Here is a 25,071-nt window from a genome sequence, read left to right as displayed (position 1 = left end):
TTTTGCAGCTTTTTTTTGTATGCTGAAATGAGAGGTATTTTTTTTAAACTTGTTGCAAAATTAGCAGTGCTTTTAATTAAAATCAACTGAGTAAATACGCAGGTTTTATTGAAAGGATTTCTCAAAATTGATATAAAATGAAATCGAAAGGGAATTTTGGAGACTATTCAAGGAACTTTATTACGGATGTTCCAGCCGACTTAAAGAGTGAACAAGCATTGTTCTTTGAGCAAACTATTCCGAGGTTTGCTGAAGAAGCCATTTATATCTATTCATTTAAAGAGAACAGAATGATTTTTGCCAGCGGCTGGGAAGAGGTTGTTGGATATACAGATGATGAAATAAATATGCTGGCAATAGTAAATATGTCGGCACCTGAATTTGCCCCTTTCTCACATGATCTTAATGATAAGGCACTCAAATTTATTCATAACAAGTCAAAAGACCTGGAGAAGTATAGCTTTACTATAGAGCTTAAAAAGATTCATAAAAATGGTCAGGAAGTTCCTATCTCGGCAAGAGTAGGCGTTTTTAGTTCTGAGAATGGTAAAATCGAATCCATTATCGGTCGTTTTCAAATTAACAGGAGTCTTATTTTTGGAAAAATAATGAGATATGCGGCTTATGGCCCTGATAAGGAAAAATTTGAAGAGGAATTAAACAAGATATTGTTTTACCATCTGGCTATATCCAATAAAGAGAAGGAGGCACTTTCGCTTGTGGCAAAAGGCTACTCCTTCAAAGAAATTGCGCATGAATTGGGTGTTTCGCACTCAGCAATTGAAAAAAGGATAATTCCACTGTACAAGCGCTTTGATGTTAAAAGTTTAACACACCTGGTAAGCTTTGCGTATGACAATAACATACTTCCTTAATTAAACTGCATCGAGGTTTACGGTTGTAATATTTGATCTCTCTACACCTATATTTTCTAATAATGTTTCCCAGCGTTCTTCAGCCTGTCTATCTGGGTCGTCATTACCCATAACCCAGATAATACTTTTTTCTTTAATAGCTTTTTTATTTAATTCGCCACAGCTTAAATTATTAAGTATAGTATAGAATTGTTTTGCACTTAAAATGTCATCTTGTACATTTCCACCGGGATTAATATCGTCAATTACCAGTAATGAAGAGTTTCGCCACGACCAGGCTCCGGGTTTTGTAATTGGCGGGTTGTCTTCATCCTCAAAAAACAAACAAAGTAATTTTACGGCTGTAATGTAACTGCAACTGTTATTTTTAATAGATGACTCTGTTGCAATTCCGACTGATAGCATTGTTTTACCACTGCCTCTGGAGCCAAATAGTAACATATGTTTTCCGGGTTCATTATGCTTTAGGAAGTCTAAAATCAATGCTTTGTTGTCTTCTTTTATTTGTTGGTTCCATTGACTTAGTCGTAACTGAAAAGGATAATCGGCATTTTGGATAAACATTTTTGTAGTGTACCAATAGTAGAAGGGGTAAATAACCAATAATACTAACACAATAAGACCAATTAACATACCTTGGTGAAACTCACAGATCAGACTTGCAGCAAGTGCACCCATTCCAAAATAAACCAGATCTGTTAAAGTATCGAACGCAACATTTGTCCACGCTGGTTGAAATGTGTATTTGCCTGTTCCAAGAGCCTTACGTATTGATTCTGTTTTAAACAATAACGGCCATAGGAAATTAAAAAGTTCAAACAAAATCCAGCCAGCCCAAACACCAAATGCCGCCCACAATTCAGGCTGAGACATATTAGTCTTTGCTTTAAGTACATTGTAAAGCAGTATTGTTGGAATAAAACCTAAAGAAAAGTGACCAAACTGGTTTGCCAGCCAGGAGTAAGTAAGCGTTACTCCTCTGTAAGAATCTTTGCCTATGAGGTCGTTCTTTAATTGAGCGACAAGAGCTTTTACGGTAATGGACTTCATGAGATGCTTTATTTAGATAGTTCTAAGGGGGTAAAGCTAAAAAAAATAAAAAAAGTTTTAAGCGTATTTGACTTACTTAAAATAAGGAGGTAAGGTTAATGAACTAAATACCATTTCGTTCTAGTATTCTGCAAATTTAAACTTGTGTTTCTGTTATTTTATTTGTTTATAATTGTCGGGATTCAATCGATAAAATTATGTTAGAAACAATGGATAATTCTGTAGGCTATAACTTTAGCATCTCAGAAAATCAGGAAATGATAAGAAAGGTGGTACATGATTTTGCGGAGAAGAATATTCGTCCAAATGTAATGGAATGGGATGAAGTACAGCATTTTCCGATAGAAGTTTTTAAAAAACTTGGTGAATTAGGTCTGATGGGAGTTCTAGTTCCTGAGGTTTATGGTGGATCTGGTTTGGGCTATCAGGAATATGTAGATGTGATTGTTGGAGTATCCAAAGTTTGCGGTTCAATAGGTCTTTCGTTAGCCGCTCACAATTCTTTATGCACTGGTCATATCCTTGCTTTTGCCAATGAGGAACAAAAAATGAGATGGTTGCCTAAATTAGCAACAGCAGAATGGATAGGAGCATGGGGCTTAACTGAAGCAAATACAGGGTCTGATGCTTTGGGTATGATGACCGTTGCTACATTGGATGGAGATGATTATGTTATTAACGGGTCTAAAAACTGGATTACTCATGGTAAAACAGGAGATATTGCGGTTGTTATGGCAAGAACTGGAGAAAAAGGAGATTCTAATGGCATTTCGGCTTTTGTTGTTGAAAGGGGAACGCCAGGTTTTGCAGCAGGCAAGAAGGAGAATAAATTAGGTATGAGAGCCTCTGAAACAACCGAAATGATATTTGACAATTGCCGTATTCCAAAAGAAAATCTTTTAGGGACTATAGGTGGGKGYTTTAMNAYRRGYAATSMARKTTTTAGATGGCGGACGGATCTCCATTGCCGCATTGGCGTTAGGTATTGCAAAAGGTGCTTATGAGGCGGCTGTTGCTTATGCCAAGCAACGACATCAGTTCGGACAGCCAATAGCAAGTTTTCAAGGCATTAGTTTTAAGCTGGCAGATATGGCTACTGAGATTGAGGCAGCGGAGCTGTTGATTAGACAGGCAGCTGATTTAAAGAACCGTGGTTTACCTATGACCAAAGAATCGGCTATGGCCAAATATTTTGCTTCGGAAGTTGCAGTAAGGACGGCAACTGAGGCAGTGCAGATTTTTGGAGGGTATGGTTATACTAAGGATTTTCCAGTAGAAAAATTCTATAGAGACAGCAAATTATGTACTATTGGAGAAGGAACTTCAGAAATTCAGAAAATAGTTATTGCAAGAGAAGTTTTAAAACATTAGATTAGTGTAACAAAATAAAAGAGAATATTCTAACCAAATATAAAACCAATTAATCCGGCATATTTAAATATGCCGGATTTTTGTTTTTAAAGGGCTATAGCTCTATTTAATGGATATGATACGGTCTACTACATAAGGACTGTAGCCTCTCCATGGAAGCGTACTTACGTATTCTTTATAGTGCAGCTCGAATGTCTTTCCGCTGTTCATCATCATTTTTTCGGCGATGGCCTTGTCGTCCACAGAAAATTCAAATTCATTTGATTGTATGGTGCCGGTTTGCTTGGATCGAAGCCCTGTTTGGATCAGTTTGCCTTCGTAGGTTTTAAATACATAACCTTTTCTTACCACATAGTTCAGTTCACCGGCTTTAACGCCATCGCCAAACACAAAATAATAACGATAATAAATAAATCCCGATAGGATAACAATTATTATAGCAAGAGTAATAAACAGCGGCTTTTTAGATTTCATGATAGAGTTGTTTTTATATTAAAAATAAGTATAAAAAGTGTACCATGTATTTTCAATCCAATATTATTAATAAAAAATTAAACATAGTGTTTTGATTATCAAATGAAATGCCTATCTTTGCAGTCCTAAAAACAACGAGAGGAGGTATTTTACGTTATGATCATTATTAATATTAAAGACGGTGAATCACTAGATAAAGCGTTAAAACGTTTCAAAAAGAAATTTGAAAAAACAGGAGTGTTAAGAGAATTACGTAGCCGCCAAGCTTACGAGAAAAAATCTGTAGCACGTCGTACGTTAGTGAAACACGCTATTTATAAGCAAAATATGCAACTAGAAGGAACAATATAGTTCTTGTAGTTTAACATAATAACATTAGAGCCATCAATTGTTTGATGGCTTTTTTTTGTTCAAATAAAAAGGAATTGTTAAGATAATGTTTTGTATATTCACTCTATCGAGCAATACAAATAGTTTCTATGACTGTTGACCAATTTCTAACATATCTCCAGCACGAGAAGCGATATTCTCCACACACAGTCCAGTCCTACAGAACCGACCTGATTCAGTTTAGAGATTTTATGCTCGAGACATTTGAACTGCAGCTTAATGATGCAGCTTATATTCACGTAAGGAATTTTATGGTTTGGCTGATGGAGGAAGGTGTTGCTGAGAATTCTATAGGAAGGAAGCTATCTACCTTGCGCAGTTTCTACAAATATCTTGTTCGCGAGCAAATACTTCAATCGAGCCCAATGACGCTTGTAAAAGCTCCTAAAGTCCCCAAACGTATTCCTGTATTTGTAGATGACCAGAAGTTAGATCTGTTGCTTGATTCTGAAGAATTTTTTGATGGAAGCTTTTCGTCAGTAAGAGACAGATTGGTTATTGAAGCTTTATTTGGAACGGGTGTGCGACTTGCAGAGCTGTTGGCATTGAAGGAATCCGATATTAACTTTTATGACTCAAATATCAGGGTTTTGGGGAAAAGAAATAAAGAGCGGATAGTTCCGATAAGCAAACCGCTTGAGGATCAGTTAAGAACCTACATGGAGTTAAAAACATTACAAAAATTTGATAACAAAACGGGAGGCTTATTCGTTACAGATAAAGGAGCGGATGCATATCCTAAATTGATATACCGAATAGTTCAGCGTTATTTAAGTTTCATTTCAACACAGGATAAGAAAAGTCCGCATGTATTGCGCCATTCTTATGCCACCAGTTTGTTGAATAGGGGGGCAGACTTAAATGCAATAAAAGAATTGTTGGGGCATGCAAGCCTGGCTGCTACTCAGGTTTATACCCACAGTTCAGTAGAAAGATTAAAATCAATATATAAACAAGCCCATCCAAAGGCATAAAAAAGAGGAGGAAAATATGAAAATTACAGTTCAATCGATCCATTTCAATGCAGACCAGAAGTTATTAGATTTCATTCAAAAGAAAGTAGATAAGCTAGATCAATTTTTTGATCAGATTATTAGTGGCGAAGTTTATTTAAAATTAGAGAATGTAGATGATGAAGCCAATAAAATAAGTGAGATAAAATTGATCGTACCGGGCGGAACAATGTTCGCAAAGGAACAGTGTAAATCATTTGAAGAGGCCACAGATTTAGCAATTGAGTCGTTAAGAAAGCAAATCACCAAACATAAAGACAAGACGAGAATAAAATTAAGTGAACATAAGGCAATTTTAAACGCGAATGAAGTATCTGATTATTAGGTACATATTTTAGCGATATTTTAATATTGAATTGGCGGAGTTAGTTTCGCCAATTTTTTTTTGAAATAAATTTTGCGTCTATCATAAATTCTTGTAGATTTGCATTCCATTTCAGAGAGGGCGTTACCTCAACAACTAAAATGGAATGTTCTATGAAAGATTAATATTATAAAATTTGTTGCTTCATTTATAAGCAGCATATGATATAAGCCTCCTTAGCTCAGCTGGTAGAGCAACTGACTTGTAATCAGTAGGTCATTGGTTCGATCCCGATAGGAGGCTCTTTTTTTGGGGGGATACCAGAGTGGCCAAATGGGACAGACTGTAACTCTGTTGTCGCAAGACTTCGAAGGTTCGAATCCTTCTCCCCCCACAATAAAGAAGCGGAAGTAGCTCAGTTGGTAGAGCGATAGCCTTCCAAGCTATAGGTCGCGAGTTCGAACCTCGTCTTCCGCTCTAAATGGAAAAAGGTGGGCAGTCGGCAGGGATTGTGAAAATTGATTCTAAAAAGAATTAAGTAATAAGCTGCTAGAGATTAAAAGCCGAAGTAGCTCAGCGGTAGAGCACTTCCTTGGTAAGGAAGAGGTCGTGGGTTCAAGTCCCATCTTTGGCTCAAAAAAATAAAAATAGGCTTTGTTGAATCTGTTTAAACGCAGGGTGAACAAGGTTTTTTGTATTGAATTGTATCAAAACAATAAATAAATAAAAAGTTATAACCTACTAATAAGTATAAAAACATGGCAAAAGAAAAGTTTGACCGCAGCAAGCCGCACTTAAACATCGGCACAATCGGTCACGTTGACCACGGTAAAACAACCTTAACAGCAGCTATCACTAAAGTGCTATCTGATGCTGGTTTATCTGAGGCGCGTTCATTTGATTCAATTGACTCAGCTCCTGAGGAAAAAGAAAGAGGTATCACCATTAATACAGCACACGTTGAGTATTCAACTGCTAACCGTCACTACGCACACGTTGACTGTCCAGGTCACGCGGATTATGTGAAAAACATGGTTACTGGTGCTGCACAAATGGATGGAGCTATCATTGTTGTAGCTGCTACAGATGGTCCAATGCCACAAACTCGTGAGCACATTCTATTGGCTCGTCAGGTAGGTGTTCCTTCGTTGGTAGTATTCATGAATAAAGTGGATATGGTTGACGATCCTGAGTTATTAGAATTAGTAGAGATGGAAGTTCGTGAATTGTTATCATTCTATGAATTCCCTGGTGATGATATTCCTGTTATTCAAGGTTCAGCTCTTGGTGGTTTGAACGGAGATCCGAAATGGGTAGCTAAAATCATGGAATTAATGGATGCTGTTGATAGCTACATTCCAATTCCTCCACGTTTAACTGATCTTCCATTCTTAATGCCTGTTGAGGACGTATTCTCGATCACTGGTCGTGGTACTGTTGCAACTGGTCGTATTGAGCGTGGTGTAATCAACTCTGGAGATCCAGTTGAGATCTTGGGTATGGGTGCAGAAAATCTTAAATCAACTGTAACAGGTGTTGAGATGTTCCGTAAGATCCTTGATTATGGTGAAGCAGGTGATAACGTAGGTTTATTGTTACGTGGTATTGAGAAAACTGATATCCGTCGTGGTATGGTTATCTGTAAACCAGGTTCAGTAACTCCTCACACAGATTTCAAAGCTGAGATCTATGTATTATCAAAAGCAGAAGGCGGACGTCACACTCCATTCTTTAACAAATACCGTCCACAATTCTATTTCCGTACTACAGACGTTACTGGTGAGATTACACTAGCTGAAGGAACTGAAATGGTTATGCCGGGTGATAACGTTACTATCAATGTTAAATTGATCAACGCAATCGCAATGGAAAAAGGTCTACGTTTCGCTATCCGTGAAGGTGGTAGAACGGTAGGTGCTGGTCAGGTAACTGAAATTGTAAAATAGTTCTTAGGTATCCAAAAGATATCGGACAAATTTATAAAGCAAAGTACTTGGGCTTTAATAGCCTGAGTACTTTGTTCTAATAGCAAAACGATTCGCTTGGAAGAGCGGAAATTATACACGGGAATAGTTCAACGGTAGAATAGAGGTCTCCAAAACCTTTGATCAGGGTTCGAATCCTTGTTCCCGTGCAAAAAATTAATTATGGCTAAAGTAGTTCAATTTGTTAAAGAATCATATGAAGAAATGACCCAGAAGGTTACCTGGCCTACATGGGGAGAATTGCAAAATTCTGCAGTGTTGGTTTTGGTAGCTTCGCTTATTATTGCATGTGTTGTTTTTGCAATGGATAAGGGTTCTACATTCGTTTTGGATACTTTTTATAAATCACTTTCTAATTAATATAGCTAAATGAACGATCAGTTGAAATGGTATGTAGTTAGGGCCGTTAGTGGAAAAGAGAAGAAAGTAAAACAGTATATTGATTCTGAAATTAGCCGTTTAGGGTTTTCACATTTGGTTCCTCAGGTTTTAATACCGATGGAAAAATATTACCAAATGAAAGACGGGAAAAAGATTGCAAAAGAGCGCAATTTTTATCCTGGCTATGTTTTGATTGAAGCTATTTTAGATGGTGAGTTAGAGCATATTATTAAGAATGTTAATAGCGTTATTGGTTTCTTAGGAGATAAGGGTGGAAATCCTGTTCCTATGCGCCAGGCGGAAGTTAACCGTATTTTAGGTAAAGTTGATGAGATGAGCCAACAAAGCGAAATCATGAATGTTGCTTATTATGTTGGAGAGAACGTTAAAGTAATGGACGGACCGTTTAACGGTTTTACCGGCGTTATCGAAGAGGTTAACGAAGAGAAAAAGAAATTAAAGGTTATGGTTAAGATCTTCGGAAGAAAAACTCCGTTAGAACTTAATTATATGCAAGTAGAAAAGGAATAGAATAAAGATCTTAATTGTTACATGCTTCCAACATTTTAACATTGAGTATTACAAATTAACAAAAACAGAAAATGGCAAAAGAAGTCAGTGCACTTGTTAAATTACAGATCAAGGGTGGAGCTGCAAATCCATCGCCACCAGTAGGACCTGCTTTAGGTGCTAAGGGGGTGAACATAATGGAGTTTTGCAAACAATTCAATGCTCGTACCCAAGATAAGCCTGGTAAAGTATTACCTGTTGTAATTACTGTTTATGCTGACAAGTCTTTCGAATTCATCATCAAAACCCCTCCGGTTGCTATCCAGTTAAAGGATGCTACTAAATTACAGAGTGGTTCTGCTGAGCCCAACCGTAAGAAAGTTGGTTCGGTGACTTGGGATCAGGTTAAGTCAATTGCTGAAGATAAAATGACTGATTTAAATGCTTTCACTATCGAATCGGCAATGAGTATGGTTGCCGGTACAGCACGCAGTATGGGAATCACCGTTAGCGGTGATGCACCTTGGACAAATTAATTAACAAATAACAGTTTACAACAGTGGCTAAATTAACAAAAAATCAAAAAAAGGCACATGCTAAACTAGAATCTGGTAAAACGTATTCTTTAAAGGATGCGGCTGCTTTGGTTAAAGAAATAACTACTACTAAATTTGATGCATCGGTTGATATCGATGTTAGTTTAGGTGTAGATCCACGTAAAGCCAATCAAATGGTACGTGGTATTGCAACTTTACCACACGGTACAGGTAAAACTGTTCGTGTTTTAGTTCTTTGTACTCCTGATAAGGAAGAAGAGGCTAAAGCGGCTGGCGCAGATTTTGTAGGTTTAGACGAATATGTAGCCAAGATTGAAGGTGGATGGACTGATGTTGACATTATTATCACTACTCCTGCTTGTATGGCAAAAGTAGGTAAACTGGGCCGCGTTTTAGGTCCACGTAACCTTATGCCAAACCCGAAATCAGGTACTGTAACTAACGAAGTTGGTAAAGCAGTAACTGACGTAAAAGGCGGTAAGATTGATTTTAAAGTTGACAAAAGTGGTATTATACACGCTTCAGTAGGAAAAGTATCATTCCCAGCAGATAAAATATATGAAAATGCTTTAGAAGTTCTTCAAGTAATTTCTAAGCTAAAACCATCTGCTGCAAAAGGAACTTATTTTAAGAGCATACATGTTTCTTCAACTATGAGTCCTGGAATTGCAATCGAAACTAAATCAGTAGCGGGGATCTAATTATGAACAGAGAAGAAAAACACGAAGTCGTTTCGGCTCTTCAAGTGAAGATGCAGGAATTCGGTAATTTTTATATTGCCGATACATCAAGCTTATCTGTTGAGAAAGTAAACAGTATCCGTCGCAAATGTTTCGAAAGTGGGATTGAAATGCAGGTTGCTAAAAATACTTTAATCAGAAAAGCGATTGAAGGATTAGAAGGCGATGCATCAGAGATCTTTGTTGCGCTTAAAGGCCAATCAGCATTATTATTCTCAACAGTAGGTAATGGTCCAGCTAAGCTGATCAAAGCCCTGAGAAAAGGATCTGATAAACCTCAGCTTAAAGCTGCATATATCGATTCAACGGTATTTATTGGGGACAACCAATTAGATACTTTAGTAAGCTTGAAATCAAGAGAAGAGCTTATTGGAGATATCATTGGATTATTACAGTCACCAGCTAAAAACGTTATTTCGGCTTTACAGTCTGGCGGTAACAAAATTGCAGGAATTGTTAAAACTCTTCAAGAAAGAGAAGGTTAAGGACACCTTAAAAGTTCATATTAAACAAATTATTTTTACGTAAATTTTTAAAATCTATAAAAATGGCAGATTTAAAAGCGTTTGCTGAGCAATTGGTAAACTTAACAGTTAAAGAAGTTAACGAATTAGCTCAAATCTTAAAAGACGAGTATGGTATTGAACCAGCTGCTGCTGCAGTTGCTGTTGCAGGCCCTGCTGGTGATGCTGCTCCTGCGGCTGAAGAAAAATCAACTTTCGATGTAATCTTGAAAGMWKCTGSTKNGTCWKWARYNARCASYWGNNTTWAATTSKTWARRKRCWYMAYYRRYTWAGKYTTKARMKWNNCTWANGNCTWAGWTNNGAWGNGYGCACCTAAAGAATTAAAAGCTGGTGTTGCTAAAGACGAAGCAGAAGCTTTGAAAAAACAATTAGAAGAAGCTGGAGCTGTAGTTGAAATTAAGTAATCACTTAATTTTAATATAACTTTAACCATAGACTCCGACTGTATAGTCGGAGTCTATACCTGTTTATAAACATTTCATCTTGTTTGGTTGGTGGAATTGTTTAACGGCTAACCAAACAAATAGTTTATTCTTAAAGTAAATTAACTTTAGTCCATTGGCAAATAAAGTCGACCAAAGAGTAAATTTTGCACGTAGTAAGCATATCATAGATTACCCAGATTTTCTAGATGTGCAGTTGCAATCATTCAGAGAATTTTTTCAGATCGAGACAACTTCAGATAACCGTCACACTGAGGGTTTATTTAAGGTGTTTGCTGAAAACTTCCCAATCACCGATTCAAGAAACATCTTTGTTCTTGAGTTCCTTGATTATTTTATTGACCCACCACGTTATGATATACCTGAGTGTATTGACCGTGGGTTAACTTATAGTGTTCCATTAAAGGCAAAGCTTAAGCTTTCTTGTAATGATGCTGAACACGAAGATTTTGAAACGATCATTCAAGATGTATATTTAGGAACCATACCTTATATGACTCCTAAAGGTACTTTTGTGATTAACGGCGCAGAGCGTGTAATTGTTTCTCAGTTACACAGGTCTCCGGGTGTGTTCTTCGGTCAAAGCCGTCACACTAACGGAACTAAGCTTTATTCTGCCCGTGTAATTCCTTTCAAAGGATCTTGGATTGAGTTTGCTACCGACGTAAATAACGTCATGTATGCATACATCGATCGTAAGAAAAAGTTCCCGGTTACCACCTTATTGCGTGCCATTGGTTACGATTCTGATAAAGATATCCTTGAATTGTTTGACTTAGCTGATGAGGTTAAGGTTAGCAAATCGGGATTGAAGAAATATATCGGTCGTAAGCTTGCTGCAAGAGTATTAAGAAAATGGGTTGAAGATTTTGTTGATGAAGATACTGGTGAGGTAGTTTCTATAGATCGTAATGAAGTGATCTTAGACAGGGATACTGTTTTAGAAGATGACCATATTGATATGATCATTGATGCTGGTGTTAAAACTATTATCTTATCTAAAGATGATGGTGCAAGCCAGGCTGATTATACCATTATATATAATACATTACAAAAGGATACTTCTAACTCTGAAAAAGAGGCTGTTGAAAACATCTATCGTGCTTTGCGTMAWNCAGAACCACCTGATGAGGAAACTGCAAGAGGTATTATCGAGCGTTTGTTCTTCTCGGATAAACGTTATGATCTAGGTGATGTAGGTAGGTACCGTATCAACCGTAAGTTGAAAATGGATACTCCTGATCACGTAAAGGTTTTGACAAAAGCTGATATTATTGCTATTGTTAAATACCTGATCAAGTTGATCAACTCTAAAGAAGAAGTGGATGATATTGATCACTTGTCGAATCGTCGTGTTCGTACAGTAGGTGAGCAATTATACGCTCAATTTGGTGTTGGTTTAGCACGTATGGCGCGTACTATCCGTGAGCGTATGAATATTCGTGATAACGAGGTGTTTACTCCAACAGACTTAATTAATGCCCGTACGTTATCGTCGGTTATTAACTCTTTCTTTGGTACTAACCAGTTGTCTCAGTTCATGGACCAGACAAATCCTTTGGCAGAGATTACGCACAAGCGTCGTTTGTCAGCCTTAGGCCCAGGTGGTCTTTCACGTGAGCGTGCTGGTTTCGAGGTGCGTGACGTTCACTATACTCACTACGGTCGTTTATGTACAATTGAAACTCCAGAGGGACCAAACATCGGTTTGATCTCGTCTCTTTGTGTGCATGCGAAAATAAACAACTTAGGTTTTATTGAAACCCCTTATAAAAAAGTAGATAATGGTGTTGTGTCTGTTGATGAACCGGTTATTTACCTTTCTGCTGAGGATGAGGATGGTAAAACAATTGCACAGGCAAATGCCGAGTATGATGATAAAGGTAATTTCACTACTCCTCGTGTAAAAGCGCGTTATGAGGGTGACTTCCCAATTATTGAGCCTGAGAAGTTAGACTTAATGGACGTGGCACCAAATCAGATTACTTCAATCGCTGCTTCATTGATTCCTTTCCTTGAGCATGATGATGCGAACAGGGCTTTGATGGGATCGAACATGCAACGTCAGGCCGTACCTTTGTTACGTCCTGAAGCTCCAATCGTTGGTACAGGTTTGGAAGGTCGCGTAGCCCGCGATTCAAGAACTTTGATCAATGCTGAAGGCGATGGTGTTGTTGAATATGTTGATGCAAATGAGATCACTATTAAATATGTAAGAAACGATGGAGATCGTTTAGTATCGTTTGAAGGTGATAGCAAAACTTATAAATTAATCAAATTCAAGAAAACGAACCAGAATACTTGTATCAATTTGAAACCAATTGTTAAGAAAGGTCAGAAAGTTGTTAAAGGACAAGTACTTTGTGAAGGTTATGCTACTGAAAATGGTGAGTTGGCATTAGGAAGAAACTTAAAAGTTGCTTTCATGCCTTGGCAAGGATATAACTTTGAGGATGCGATCGTAATTAACGAGCGTATTGTTCGTGAAGATATCTTTACTTCTTTACACATTGAAGAGTTTGAATTGGAAGTACGTGATACGAAACGTGGAGAAGAGGAATTAACACCAGATATCCCTAACGTTTCTGAAGAAGCTACTAAAGATTTAGATGAGAACGGTATTATCCGTATCGGTGCTGAAGTTAAGGAGGGCGACATTCTTATCGGTAAGATCACTCCTAAAGGAGAATCTGATCCTTCACCAGAAGAGAAATTACTACGTGCGATATTTGGAGATAAAGCTGGTGATGTTAAAGATGCATCATTAAAAACTCCTCCATCTATTAAAGGTGTTGTAATTGACACTAAGTTATTCTCTAGAGCTAAGAAAACTACTAAAGCTGAGGAAAAATCAGCAATAGAGAAATTAGACAAGAGATATGAACTTGCTACAACAAATCTTAAAAATGAGCTTGTAGATAAATTATTCCAGATTGTAAACGGTAAGACATCTCAAGGTGTATACAACGTTTATAAGGAATTATTATTCCCTAAAGGAGCTAAGTTTACTCAAAAGAGTTTAGCTGATTTAGAATATGCGCACATTAATCCATACAAATGGACTACTGATGATGACAAGAATGAGCAGATCAAATTGTTATTGCACAACTATGGTATTCGTGTAAATGAAGAACTTGGTGCTTACAAACGTGATAAATTTGCGATTAGTGTGGGTGATGAGCTGCCTTCAGGTATTGTTCAGATGGCTAAGGTTTATGTAGCTAAAAAACGTAAGTTAAAAGTGGGTGATAAGATGGCTGGTCGTCACGGTAATAAGGGTATTGTAGCTCGTATTGTACGTGATGAAGATATGCCATTCTTAGAAGATGGAACTCCTGTCGATATCGTGTTGAATCCACTGGGTGTACCTTCACGTATGAACCTTGGTCAGATCTATGAAACTGTATTGGCATGGGCCGGTAAAGAATTGGGTGTTAAATTTGCAACTCCGATTTTTGATGGTGCTAAGCACAATGAGGTTGAGGACTGGATCGCTAAGGCTGGATTACCTGCTTCTGGAAGAACCTACTTAAATAACGGTTTAACAGGCGAGAAATTTGATCAGCCAACAACTGTAGGTATTATCTACATGTTGAAATTAGGACACATGGTTGATGATAAGATGCACGCTCGTTCTATCGGACCATACTCATTAATTACACAACAACCATTGGGTGGTAAAGCTCAATTTGGTGGTCAGCGTTTTGGTGAGATGGAGGTTTGGGCATTGGAAGCATTTGGTGCTGCCAACATTCTACAAGAGATATTAACTGTTAAATCGGATGATGTTATCGGTAGAGCTAAAACTTACGAAGCGATTGTAAAAGGCGAAAACCTTCCTACACCGGGTGTACCAGAATCGTTCAACGTATTGGTACATGAGTTACGAGGATTAGGTTTAGATATTACGTTAGACTAATGTTGAAAGTTATTTTGTTGGAGTGTTCAGATGCTTGTCAGAAAAACACTTCAACTTTTTAAATTTTTCAACTTTCAAACAAAAGAGCTATGTCTTACAAAAAGGATAATAAATTAAAAAGCAATTTCACATCGATCACCATTAGTTTGGCATCGCCTGAGGCTATTTTAGAGCGCTCAAGTGGTGAGGTGTTGAAACCTGAGACCATCAATTATCGTACTTACAAACCTGAACGTGATGGTTTGTTTTGCGAGCGTATTTTTGGTCCTGTAAAAGATTACGAATGTCATTGCGGTAAATACAAGCGTATCCGTTATAAAGGTATTGTTTGTGACCGTTGTGGTGTTGAGGTAACTGAAAAGAAAGTACGTAGAGAGCGTATGGGACATATCAACCTGGTAGTTCCTGTTGCGCATATCTGGTATTTCCGTTCATTGCCAAATAAAATCGGTTACTTATTAGGTTTGCCTACTAAAAGATTAGATCTGATCATTTACTACGAGCGTTATGTAGTAATTCAACCAGGTTTAATGGCTGAGGAAGGTATTCAGTATATGGATTTCCTTACTGAGGAAGAATATTTAGATATTCTTGATAAATTACCTAAAGAGAACCAATATCTGGATGATAAAGATCCTAATAAATTCGTAGCCAAAATGGGTGCTGAAGCATTAGAAGATTTATTAAAACGTATTGATTTAGATACATTATCATATAACTTACGTCACCAGGCTGCTAATGAAACTTCTCAACAACGTAAAAACGAAGCATTAAAACGTTTACAGGTTGTTGAAGCATTCCGTGGTTCAAGATCACGTATTGAGAATAATCCAGAGTGGATGATCATTAAGATCGTTCCGGTTATTCCACCAGAATTGCGTCCGTTAGTACCTCTTGAAGGTGGTCGTTTTGCGACTTCAGATTTAAATGATCTTTATCGCCGTGTGATTATCCGTAACAATCGTTTGAAGCGTTTGATCGAGATCAAAGCTCCGGAAGTAATTTTACGTAACGAAAAACGTATGTTACAGGAAGCGGTTGACTCGTTATTTGATAACTCACGTAAAGTAAACGCAGTAAAAACTGAAGGTAACCGTGCTTTGAAATCTCTTTCAGATATTCTGAAAGGTAAACAAGGTCGTTTCCGTCAGAACTTATTAGGTAAACGTGTGGATTATTCTGCTCGTTCGGTAATTGTTGTAGGCCCTAACCTTAAATTACATGAATGCGGTTTGCCTAAAGATATGGCTGCTGAGCTATTTAAACCGTTTATCATCCGTAAGATGATAGAAAGAGGTATCGTTAAAACAGTAAAATCTGCTAAGAAAATTGTAGATAGAAAAGATCCATTAGTTTGGGATATTCTTGAAAATGTTTTAAAAGGACACCCTGTATTACTGAATCGTGCACCTACGTTGCACAGATTGGGTATACAATCTTTCCAACCTAAATTGGTTGAAGGTAAAGCAATTCAATTACACCCGTTAGTATGTACCGCATTTAACGCGGATTTTGACGGTGACCAGATGGCAGTACACTTACCATTAGGGCACGCTGCAATATTAGAAGCACAGGTATTAATGCTTGCTGCACACAACATTCTAAACCCTGCAAACGGTACTCCTATTACTGTGCCTTCACAGGATATGGTTTTGGGTCTTTATTATATTACTAAAGGCCGTAGAACCGACGAAGGACGTGTCGTTAAAGGACAAGATTCTATATTCTATTCTCCTGAAGAGGTAATCATTGCTTACAATGAGAAAAGAATTGATCTTCACGCATTTATTAAAGTTAAAGTAAATGTTAAAATAGMKSNTGRAYNCYATWKKKAAWMNNAATTSWYWRANAWCAWCWRNKGRANCKTGNTRCWMTTTAATCAAATGGTTCCGGAAGAAGTTGGTTATATCAATGAGCTGTTAACTAAAAAATCTTTAAGAGACATTATTGGTGAAGTTGTTAAAATCACTGGTATGGCTCGTGCATCAAGATTCCTTGATGATATTAAAGAATTAGGTTTCCAAATGGCGTTCAGAGGAGGTTTATCGTTTAATTTACAAGACGTAAACATTCCTGTTGAGAAACATACTTTATTGGAACAAGCTTCTGCAGAAGTTGAAGAGGTAAGGAATAACTATAACATGGGATTCATTACCAACAACGAGCGTTACAACCAAATTATCGATATCTGGACTCGTATCAATAACCGTTTAACATCATTCGTGATGAATCAGTTATCGAACGATAACCAAGGATTTAACTCTGTATATATGATGTTGGATTCTGGTGCCCGTGGTTCGAWAGWACNNAGRWTMKYCWRTTGTRCKKTWTKYKTKKWWTGATNNGGCRANNCCWCMRARATCTRSWNTCTKNTSSYKASAYKAYNGMWMWYCCGATCTTATCTAACTTTAAAGAAGGATTGTCGGTACTAGAATACTTTATCTCTACTCACGGTGCTCGTAAAGGTTTGGCGGATACGGCGTTAAAAACTGCCGATGCTGGTTACTTGACACGTCGTTTACATGATGTGGCACAGGATATGATCGTTAATTCTGAGGATTGCGGTACATTGAGAGGTATGTATACTACTGCATTGAAAGACAATGAAGATATCGTTGAGCCATTATATGACAGAATTTTAGGACGTATCTCTCTACATGATGTATTCAATCCATTGGATGGAGCATTATTAGTAGGAGCTGGACAGGACATAGACGAAGAGGTTGCTAAAACAATCGAAGAGTCTCCGCTGGAAGGTATTGAAATACGTTCCGTATTAACCTGCGAAAATCAAAGAGGTGTTTGTGCCCTTTGTTATGGACGTAACTTAGCAACTGGTAAACGTGTTCAAAAAGGTGAAGCTGTGGGTGTAATTGCTGCACAGTCAATCGGTGAACCTGGTACTCAGTTAACACTACGTACATTCCACGTGGGTGGTACTGCGTCGAACATTGCTGCTGAATCTCAGATTATGGCGAAGTTTGATGGTGTTATCGAATTTGAAAACGTTCGTACCGTTGAGAATGATACTGAAGATGGAGTAAAACAAATTGTTTTAGGCCGTTCAGGAGAGTTCAAAATTGTTGAGCCGGAAACAAATAAAATTATCATGACCAGCAATATTCCTTACGGTGCATTCTTGTACGTAGAGGATGGAGCTAAAATAACTAAAGGTGACAGGATTTGTTCGTGGGATCCATATAACGCTGTAATTATCTCGGAATTTGCCGGTAAGATTGAATTTGATGCAATTATTGAAGGTGTAACCTTCCGTGAAGAGTCAGATGAGCAAACTGGTCACCGTGAAAAAGTAATTATAGATACACGTGATAAAACTAAAAACCCTTCTGTAAGAGTTGTTGATAAAAAAGGTGAACTAATCAGAGGATATAACATCCCGGTAGGTGCTCACATTGCAATTGACGAAGGTGATGCTGTTAAAACAGGTCAGATCCTAGTTAAGATACCTCGTGCAACTGGAAAAACAAGGGATATTACGGGTGGTTTACCACGTGTAACTGAGTTATTCGAAGCACGTAACCCATCTAACCCTGCTGTAGTAACAGAAATTGATGGTGTGGTAACTTTAGGTGGTGTGAAACGTGGTAATCGTGAGATGACCATCGAATCTAAAGACGGAGAGATTAAAAAATACCTTGTTCCATTGTCTAAACACATCCTTGTTCAGGATAACGATTTTGTGAAAGCTGGTATGCCATTATCTGATGGTTCTATCTCGCCTGCTGACATCCTTGCAATTAAAGGCCCTGCAGCTGTACAAGAATATCTTGTTAATGGTATTCAAGAGGTCTACCGTTTACAAGGTGTGAAAATCAATGATAAACACTTTGAGGTTATTGTGCACCAAATGATGCAGAAAGTACATATCGAAGATCCGGGTGATACCAGTTTCTTAGAGAATAACTCTGTAGATCGTTGGGACTTTATGATCGAAAATGATGAGATCTATGACAAAAAAGTTGTTGTAGAAGCTGGTGATTCAAACACAGTTAAACCTGGTCAGATTCTTTCTTTACGTAAACTAAGAGACGAAAATTCTCAATTGAAACGTAAAGATTTGAAACAAATTGAAGTTCGTGATGCAAGACCTGCAACTGCGAGTTCAGTTCTGCAAGGTATAACACGTGCATCATTAGGTACGAAATCATTTATCTCTGCAGCATCGTTCCAGGAAACAACAAAAGTATTGAACGAAGCAGCTATTGCTGGTAAACGTGACAGTATGCTTGGACTGAAAGAAAACGTAATTGTTGGACATTTAATCCCTTCAGGTACTGGTGTACGTGGATATGAGCGTATCATTGTTGGTTCTCAGGAAGAATACGATAAATTATTAGCTTCTAAACAAGAAGAAATAGAAGCTTAATTTTAATACATTTTATCCACAAGTCCCCCTTCTTTAAAAGTCGGGGGACTTTTTTTATACTATAAAAAATATCTAAGTTTGTTATATGGAAGAACAAAATAACGAGAACCAACTAAACATAGAACTTTCTGAAGAAATAGCAGAGGGTATATTTTCTAATCTGGCTATTATTACTCATTCAAATACAGAGTTTGTGCTCGATTTTATAAGAGTAATGCCGGGTGTTCCTAAAGCAAGGGTAAAGTCACGTATTATTCTTACCCCAGAGCATGCAAAGAGATTATTGGCGGCAATGCAGGACAATATAGAAAAATATGAGGCTATAAACGGACGTATTAAGACTCAGGAAGAGCCTCCGGGTTTTCCCATGAACTTTGGTGGGCCAACGGCTCAGGCTTAAGCCAATGCCTGTTTAATGTAAGTGATGACTTCATCAGTGTGGTTTGGTTCAAACCAGGTGGTGTGGTCATCTCTTCTGAACCATGTTAATTGCCTTTTGGCAAAGCGCCGTGTATTTTGTTTGATCTTATCTACTGCCTGTTCCAGATCAATTTCTCCGTCCAGATACGCAAAAAGTTCAGAATAGCCTACGGTATTTAAAGCATTGTAACTTCTATAATCCATTAAAGCCCTTACTTCATCCAGTAAACCTGCATCCATCATCAGATCAACCCTTGAATTGATTCTATTGTAAAGCATTGCACGGTCTGTATTTAATCCAATTTTAATGATATTAAAAGGTCTTGTTTTTTTACTGTTGGTAAGAAAAGACGATAGTTTCATTCCGGTTGAAAGGAAAAATTCCAATCCCCTTATCATTCGTTGGGGATTAGATTGATCCACTTTAGCATAATATTCAGGATCATTCCTGCTTAACTGATCTTTTATTGCTTCGATCCCCTCTGTTGCAAGTTGTCGATTGAGTTGTTCACGAATGTTAATATCAGTTGCTGGAAGATCGTCCAAACCTTTACATACAGCATCTATATAAAGACCAGAACCTCCAACCATAACCAAAAGATCATGCTTTTTAAACAATTCATCCATTAATTTAAGCGCTTGTATTTCAAAGTCGCCGGTACTAAATAATGTATTTACACTGTGTGAATTGATGAAATGATGTGGCGCGGCAGCTAATTCTTCGGCAGAAGGTTTAGCTGTACCAATTTCCATTTCTTTAAAAAATTGTCTGGAGTCTGMAGAAATTATTTCGGTACAAAACTGTTTAGCTATTTCGATAGCTAAAGCAGTTTTACCTATTGCCGTTGGGCCTACAATAACAATTAAGGTTTTACCTGATGCCATAGCCGGCACTAATAATCCTCTTTGCTATTGTATTCTTCGTCTTCGTAGTTGTCATTATCAGAGAATTCATCTGCTCCTTCTTCCGATTCCTCTTCAGCATCCTCATCTTTCTCTTCAGTGTTAATTCCTCTGCCACCCATTGCTTCGATTTCATCTGTGTCTTCAGGTACAAAATCCATTTCATTTAAGAAATCGAAATCTGTAGACACCGGATTCGAAGATACGGCAACCGACCCAAAATTATTCTTGTCGATAATTTTAGGAGCCTCTCCGGTACTTTTAACAAGGTATGGGTATTCGATGTTAGGATCTGTTTCCAGGATGATCTTTATCAGTTCAACATGAAAATCAAAAGGGCGGTCAAAATTATATATGTAATAGAATTTTTGATGCGGGTCTTCAATAAAGCTGCTTAATTTGGAGTTTTCCATTAAAGCTACACCGCGATCAGTTTTACGCTGATTAGGTAAATAAGCTATTTCATCGCCTTTTATCCAATTATCTGTACTCACAAAAAAGGAAGAAGATTTTTCAGCAGAATACCCCGTAGAGCGGTGAACTGCTTTATGCAAATCTTCAAATGTTTGGGTCGATTTAATATCTATTTCCCTTACTACTTCATCGAAATCTTCGAAACTTATTCTAAATCTATAAATTGCCATTTGAGCTTATTTTCTAGCTATAAAATTAAAAAATAAAATATACTTTATATAATTGTATTAATGAGTTACTGGTAAAAGCCCCAGTTCCTTTGCTTTTTTAAGCATAAACTGTAGCGCTTCCTCGTAGGAATTGGTTATTTCTCCTTCCAAAATGGCCTCACGAATGGCATTTTTGATGATTCCTACTTCTTTTCCTGCTCCCAGACCAAATGCCTTCATAATGTCATTTCCTGTAATTGGTGGCTGCCAGTTTCTGATCTTGTCGCGTTCTTCAACATCTTTGAGCTTTTGCTTAACCAGTTCAAAGTTGTTTCTATACTTTTTCACCTTGTACTCATTTTTGGTGGTTACATCAGCATTACAGAGAAGCATCAAACTCTCAATATCCTCTCCGGCATCAAATAAAAGCCTTCTAACTGCCGAGTCGGTTACTACCTCCTGGGCCAGCACAATAGGGCGAAGGTGCAGTTGGACCAGCTTTTGAACATACTTCATCTTTTCATTAAGAGGTAGTTTAAGCTGACCAAAGATTTGAGGTACCATACGTGCGCCCTTGTCTTCATGACCATGAAAAGTCCAGCCATGACCTTCTTCAAAGCGTTTGGTTGCCGGTTTGGCAATATCATGTAGAATTGCAGCCCAGCGCAACCAAAGATCATCAGTTACGGTACAAATATTATCGAGTACCTGTAACGTATGGTAAAAATTATCTTTATGCCCTTTCCCGTTAATGAGATCAACTCCATATAAGTTGGCCATTTGAGGAAATATCAGATGTAATAAACCGGTATCAAATAAATACTTAAAGCCTATTGAGGGTAAAGGAGATAAAATGATTTTATTAAGTTCATCCGTAATACGTTCTTTTGAAACGATACTAATACGTTCTTTTTGTTTTTTGATTGCGTTTATTGCAGCCTCATCAATACTAAAACCCAGCTGACTGGCAAAACGGACGGCACGCATCATACGCAAAGGATCATCAGAAAAAGTAAGTTCAGGATCCAGAGGAGTTCTGATTAATTTATTCTTAAGATCTACTGTGCCGTTAAAAGGATCAATCAGACTTGCGTAATTACCTTTGTTCAAAGAAATTGCCAGTGCATTTATGGTAAAATCACGTCTGAGCTGATCATCTTCAATTGTACCATTTTCTACTATAGGCTTGCGTGAATTTGCGCGGTAAGATTCTTTCCTTGCACCTACAAATTCAATTTCCAGATCCTGAAATTTAAGCATTGCCGTGCCGAAATTCTTGAAAACAGCTACTTTAGTTTTCAGTTGTGCACCTACTAATTCGGCAAAATTGATTCCATTTCCAAGTACAACTACGTCGATGTCTTTTGATGGCCTTTGCAAGAAAATATCGCGTACATATCCGCCAATCACATAAGCTTCAATGTTGTGCTTCGCAGCTATGTCTGCAAGAACTTTAAAAACAGGATGTTGTAGGTGTTTTTCCATTACTGAGTTTGCAAAAGTAGTAAAACTTACCTTCTAATAAAGGAAAACTGTCCTCCGGGAGCTAATTTCATTATGGTTGATGGTTTTTTATCAACGTTTAGGTCTTGCTCCCAGTCAACAATATAATCAACCGCCTCCTTAATCTCATCACTTATCTCATCGAAAAACTTCGGAGTAGGTTCTCCAGATATATTGGCAGAGGTGGAGGTGATGGGTTTACGGAAGCGTTGTATTAACTGTTCACAGAAATCATGTTTCACAACTCTTACCCCTACGCTTCCATCAACATTAATTACTTTCTTCGCCAGGTTTTTTGCACCTGAAAAAATAATAGTTAGCGGACTTTCAGCATATTCAATCAAATCGTATGCAACATCAGGTATTTCAGTAACATAGCTCTGTAGTTTAGCATCAGTATCCAATAAGATGATAAAACTCTTATCATTGCTACGCCCTTTAATTGCATTTATTTTTTCTACAGCCTGCTCATTGGTAGCATCACAGCCCAAACCCCATACTGTATCGGTAGGATAAAGGATTACACCACCATCCTTTAGTACAGCCAGTGCCCGTTTAATCTGATCATTTAACATATATGAGTCTCTTTTAGCCCATAAAAGTAGGCAAATTTCGTTTTTTATTGACCTCAGTTTTTAATTTGTTGTATATTTCGCCTCAATTTTAAATGTGATATGAAAATTGCCTTCGATGCAAAGAGAGCCTATCATAACAATACAGGGTTAGGAAATTATAGCAGGACATTGATCCAGGATCTGTCTCAGTTTTATCCTGATAATGAATATTTTTTGTTCAACCCTAAACCCTCAAAAGCGTATTCTTTAGAAAATAATAATATACATCAGGTTTTACCTGAAGGATTTTTCTCCCAAAAACTTTCATCGTTATGGAGGAGCAAATGGATGATAAAGGATTTACTGGATCTTGGTATCGAGCTTTATCATGGACTAAGTCACGAAATTCCGGTAGGTATTGATAAAACGCGTATTAAATCGGTAGTTACCATACACGATCTGATTTATGAGCACTTCCCTGAACAGCATAACCTTTTAGATGTTAAAATCTATCGAAGAAAATTTAAACATGCCTGCCAGCATTCGGACCGGGTAATTGCTATTAGTGAGCAAACCAAGAGAGATATCGTTAACTTTTATCAAACAGATCCAAATAAAATAGATGTTTGTTACCAAAGTTGCGATAACAGCTTTAACCCATCAATTTCGGATAAGCATAAGCGATTAGTAGCTGATAAATTTAGCCTGCCAGAAAAGTTTTTCCTTTCCGTCGGCTCTATTATAGAAAGAAAGAACCTGCTCAATATCTGTAAAGCGGTTCAGATGTTAGCAAAGGATACGGAAATTAATTTAATTGTGGTTGGAAAAGGGAGTGGTAAATATAAAAACGAGGTTGACAGTTTTATTGAAAAAAACAAACTGAGTAATAAAATAACCTTCCTTTCTGATATTAGCTCTGCTGATCTGCCTGCAATATACAGCCTCTCGGAGGCATTAGTTTATCCTTCTTATTTTGAAGGTTTTGGTATCCCGGTGCTAGAGGCTTTAAGCGTAGGTGTGCCCGTTATTACCTCTTCAGTTAGTTGTTTGCCGGAAGCAGGTGGCGATGCAGCATTATACGTTAATCCTGATAGCTATGCTGAAATTGCAGATTGCATGTTAAAGATATTAAAGGGAGGAGAGGAAGTACAGAACATGATCAAAAAAGGATTTGTACATGCCGAAAAGTTCAGCAATAAAAATTGCGCAGAACAGGTAATGAAAACCTATCAGGCTATAATAAAAGAGCCTGATCAAAATTTCAATGATACAGGCTCTTAATATAAATTTAACCTTCTTATACTGAAACGTTGTTTTCCCTTAATGCATCATTAAGCGAAGTCTTTTTATCAGTTGATTCTTTACGTTTGCCAATAATTAGAGCACATGGAACGTGATATTCACCGGCCGGGAATTGTTTAGCATAAGTTCCCGGAATAACTACAGAGCGAGCCGGTACAATACCTTTATACTCAACCGGAGTGCTTCCGGTAACGTCTATAATTTTTGTAGATGCAGTTAGCACTACGTTAGCTCCCAATACAGCTTCCTTTTCAACACGAACACCTTCAACAACTATAGCCCTTGATCCTAAAAAGCAGTTGTCTTCAATAATCACCGGTGCAGCCTGGATAGGTTCAAGAACGCCACCAATACCAACACCACCACTTAAGTGAACATGTTTTCCAATCTGAGCACATGAACCAACAGTAGCCCATGTATCAACCATAGTACCTTCATCTACATAAGCACCAATGTTTACATAAGAAGGCATCATAATTACACCTTTAGCAAGATAAGCTCCATAACGTGCACTAGCACCAGGTACTACTCGTACTCCAAGTTCTTTATAATTGGTTTTTAGTTTCATTTTATCATGAAACACAAAAGGTCCTGTTTCAGTTACTTTCATCTGTCTGATGGGGAAGTAAAGAATAACAGCTTTTTTGATCCATTCATTTACACCCCATGAATTTAGAATAGGTTCAGCCACGCGCAATTCACCTTTATCTAACTGCATAACTACGGTTTCAATTGCTTCACAATGTTCCGTATATTCTAATAAAGTTCTGTCTTCCCAAGCGGCTTCTACTAACTTTTTTAATTCTGCTATCATGTTGTTTGTTTATTTTTTGACAAAATAAA

The 25,071-nt window shown here is 37.6% G+C and carries 20 protein-coding genes, 5 tRNA genes and 5 pseudogenes; 23 read left to right on the top strand and 7 right to left on the bottom strand.

The genetic code is table 11. From position 1 onward, the window contains the following. Positions 1-137 precede the first annotated feature (137 nt). Positions 138-875: a LuxR C-terminal-related transcriptional regulator gene (locus N824_RS22085; protein WP_048907306.1), complete on the top strand. Its 738-nt coding sequence runs from the start codon at positions 138-140 to the stop codon at positions 873-875. Here N824_RS22085 and N824_RS22080 read toward each other — a convergent pair whose 3' ends face one another. Beyond that, positions 876-1,925 carry an ATP-binding protein gene (locus N824_RS22080; RefSeq protein WP_048907305.1) on the bottom strand — a complete coding sequence of 350 codons (1,050 nt, stop codon included), beginning with the start codon at positions 1,923-1,925 and terminating at the stop codon, positions 876-878. A 197-nt stretch (positions 1,926-2,122) separates the two neighbouring features. Between N824_RS22080 and N824_RS22075 the strand changes: the two are divergent. Next, a pseudogene (locus N824_RS22075) lies at positions 2,123-3,296 on the top strand (acyl-CoA dehydrogenase family protein). A gap of 102 nt (positions 3,297-3,398) precedes the next feature. On the opposite strand, the gene N824_RS22070 reads toward N824_RS22075, so the two are convergent. Continuing rightward, positions 3,399-3,770 (bottom strand): hypothetical protein, encoded by a 372-nt coding sequence (locus tag N824_RS22070; RefSeq protein ID WP_048907304.1) that lies wholly within the window; start codon positions 3,768-3,770, stop codon positions 3,399-3,401. A 156-nt stretch (positions 3,771-3,926) separates the two neighbouring features. Between N824_RS22070 and rpsU the strand changes: the two genes are divergently transcribed. From rpsU to N824_RS21980, 20 genes and pseudogenes are all read left to right on the top strand, one after another. Continuing rightward, positions 3,927-4,121, top strand: coding sequence for a 30S ribosomal protein S21 (gene rpsU, locus N824_RS22065; protein ID WP_008243148.1), 195 nt, complete (start codon positions 3,927-3,929; stop codon positions 4,119-4,121). A gap of 128 nt (positions 4,122-4,249) precedes the next feature. Then, positions 4,250-5,134, top strand: coding sequence for a tyrosine-type recombinase/integrase (locus tag N824_RS22060; protein WP_048907303.1), 885 nt, complete (start codon positions 4,250-4,252; stop codon positions 5,132-5,134). A gap of 16 nt (positions 5,135-5,150) precedes the next feature. Continuing rightward, complete coding sequence (hpf, locus tag N824_RS22055; protein ID WP_048907302.1) at positions 5,151-5,498, top strand: ribosome hibernation-promoting factor, HPF/YfiA family; 348 nt, start codon at positions 5,151-5,153, stop codon at positions 5,496-5,498. Between the two features lie 209 nt (positions 5,499-5,707). Then, positions 5,708-5,780: transfer RNA gene (locus N824_RS22050), tRNA-Thr, on the top strand. A gap of 8 nt (positions 5,781-5,788) precedes the next feature. Next, positions 5,789-5,871, top strand: a tRNA-Tyr gene (locus tag N824_RS22045). 10 nt (positions 5,872-5,881) lie between these two features. Next, positions 5,882-5,954, top strand: a tRNA-Gly gene (locus N824_RS22040). Between the two features lie 85 nt (positions 5,955-6,039). Then, positions 6,040-6,111, top strand: a tRNA-Thr gene (locus N824_RS22035). Between the two features lie 124 nt (positions 6,112-6,235). Then, positions 6,236-7,423: an elongation factor Tu gene (gene tuf / locus N824_RS22030; RefSeq protein ID WP_048907301.1), complete on the top strand. Its 1,188-nt coding sequence runs from the start codon at positions 6,236-6,238 to the stop codon at positions 7,421-7,423. A gap of 117 nt (positions 7,424-7,540) precedes the next feature. Further along, a tRNA-Trp gene (locus N824_RS22025) sits at positions 7,541-7,611 on the top strand. Between the two features lie 13 nt (positions 7,612-7,624). Further along, positions 7,625-7,822, top strand: a complete 198-nt coding sequence (secE, locus tag N824_RS22020) for a preprotein translocase subunit SecE (RefSeq protein ID WP_048907692.1) — start codon at positions 7,625-7,627, stop codon at positions 7,820-7,822. A gap of 9 nt (positions 7,823-7,831) precedes the next feature. Next, positions 7,832-8,374 carry a transcription termination/antitermination protein NusG gene (nusG, locus tag N824_RS22015; protein ID WP_048907300.1) on the top strand — a complete coding sequence of 181 codons (543 nt, stop codon included), beginning with the start codon at positions 7,832-7,834 and terminating at the stop codon, positions 8,372-8,374. 71 nt (positions 8,375-8,445) lie between these two features. Next, positions 8,446-8,889 (top strand): 50S ribosomal protein L11, encoded by a 444-nt coding sequence (gene rplK, locus N824_RS22010; protein ID WP_008243137.1) that lies wholly within the window; start codon positions 8,446-8,448, stop codon positions 8,887-8,889. A gap of 23 nt (positions 8,890-8,912) precedes the next feature. Next, on the top strand, positions 8,913-9,611 hold the full coding sequence (rplA, locus tag N824_RS22005) for a 50S ribosomal protein L1 (RefSeq protein ID WP_048907299.1): 699 nt from the start codon (positions 8,913-8,915) through the stop codon (positions 9,609-9,611). 2 nt (positions 9,612-9,613) lie between these two features. Further along, positions 9,614-10,135 (top strand): 50S ribosomal protein L10, encoded by a 522-nt coding sequence (gene rplJ, locus N824_RS22000; protein ID WP_048907298.1) that lies wholly within the window; start codon positions 9,614-9,616, stop codon positions 10,133-10,135. Between the two features lie 62 nt (positions 10,136-10,197). Further along, positions 10,198-10,386: pseudogene (locus N824_RS38885) on the top strand (50S ribosomal protein L7/L12); the annotation flags it as partial. 94 nt (positions 10,387-10,480) lie between these two features. After that, positions 10,481-10,578, top strand: a pseudogene (locus N824_RS38880) (ribosomal protein L7/L12); the annotation flags it as partial. A gap of 154 nt (positions 10,579-10,732) precedes the next feature. Then, positions 10,733-14,536: a DNA-directed RNA polymerase subunit beta gene (gene rpoB / locus N824_RS38875; RefSeq protein ID WP_048907296.1), complete on the top strand. Its 3,804-nt coding sequence runs from the start codon at positions 10,733-10,735 to the stop codon at positions 14,534-14,536. Between the two features lie 89 nt (positions 14,537-14,625). After that, positions 14,626-16,840: pseudogene (gene rpoC / locus N824_RS38870) on the top strand (DNA-directed RNA polymerase subunit beta'); the annotation flags it as partial. 85 nt (positions 16,841-16,925) lie between these two features. Next, positions 16,926-18,923 (top strand): annotated as a pseudogene (locus N824_RS38865) (DNA-directed RNA polymerase subunit beta'); the annotation flags it as partial. 85 nt (positions 18,924-19,008) lie between these two features. Continuing rightward, positions 19,009-19,323, top strand: a complete 315-nt coding sequence (locus N824_RS21980) for a DUF3467 domain-containing protein (RefSeq protein WP_048907295.1) — start codon at positions 19,009-19,011, stop codon at positions 19,321-19,323. On the opposite strand, the gene miaA is transcribed toward N824_RS21980, so the two are convergent. From miaA to N824_RS21960, 4 genes are read right to left on the bottom strand one after another with little or no spacing between them, the layout of a single operon-like run. Further along, a complete protein-coding gene (gene miaA / locus N824_RS21975) occupies positions 19,320-20,228 on the bottom strand; it encodes a tRNA (adenosine(37)-N6)-dimethylallyltransferase MiaA (protein WP_048907294.1) in 909 nt (302 codons plus the stop codon). The two genes, N824_RS21980 and miaA, sit on opposite strands and share 4 nt — an antisense overlap. An 8-nt stretch (positions 20,229-20,236) precedes the next feature. Beyond that, on the bottom strand, positions 20,237-20,890 hold the full coding sequence (locus N824_RS21970) for a hypothetical protein (protein WP_048907293.1): 654 nt from the start codon (positions 20,888-20,890) through the stop codon (positions 20,237-20,239). Between the two features lie 57 nt (positions 20,891-20,947). Continuing rightward, positions 20,948-22,354, bottom strand: a complete 1,407-nt coding sequence (locus N824_RS21965) for a CCA tRNA nucleotidyltransferase (protein WP_048907292.1) — start codon at positions 22,352-22,354, stop codon at positions 20,948-20,950. 26 nt (positions 22,355-22,380) lie between these two features. Continuing rightward, entirely contained in the window at positions 22,381-22,947 is a 567-nt protein-coding gene (locus N824_RS21960; RefSeq protein ID WP_048907291.1) for an L-threonylcarbamoyladenylate synthase, read from the bottom strand. A gap of 99 nt (positions 22,948-23,046) precedes the next feature. On the opposite strand from N824_RS21960, the gene N824_RS21955 reads away from it, so the two are divergent. Further along, positions 23,047-24,207, top strand: coding sequence for a glycosyltransferase family 1 protein (locus N824_RS21955; protein WP_048907290.1), 1,161 nt, complete (start codon positions 23,047-23,049; stop codon positions 24,205-24,207). 16 nt (positions 24,208-24,223) lie between these two features. On the opposite strand, the gene N824_RS21950 is transcribed toward N824_RS21955, so the two are convergent. Then, positions 24,224-25,042 (bottom strand): 2,3,4,5-tetrahydropyridine-2,6-dicarboxylate N-succinyltransferase, encoded by an 819-nt coding sequence (locus N824_RS21950; RefSeq protein ID WP_048907289.1) that lies wholly within the window; start codon positions 25,040-25,042, stop codon positions 24,224-24,226. Positions 25,043-25,071: the final 29 nt, after the last annotated feature.

Origin of the sequence: Pedobacter sp. V48 (genome assembly GCF_000523515.1) — a bacterium.
In the GTDB taxonomy this organism is placed as follows: Bacteria; Bacteroidota; Bacteroidia; order Sphingobacteriales; family Sphingobacteriaceae; genus Pedobacter.
Note: the sequence above shows the minus strand (reverse complement) of the source record. Positions and strands in the feature narration are given on the sequence as shown.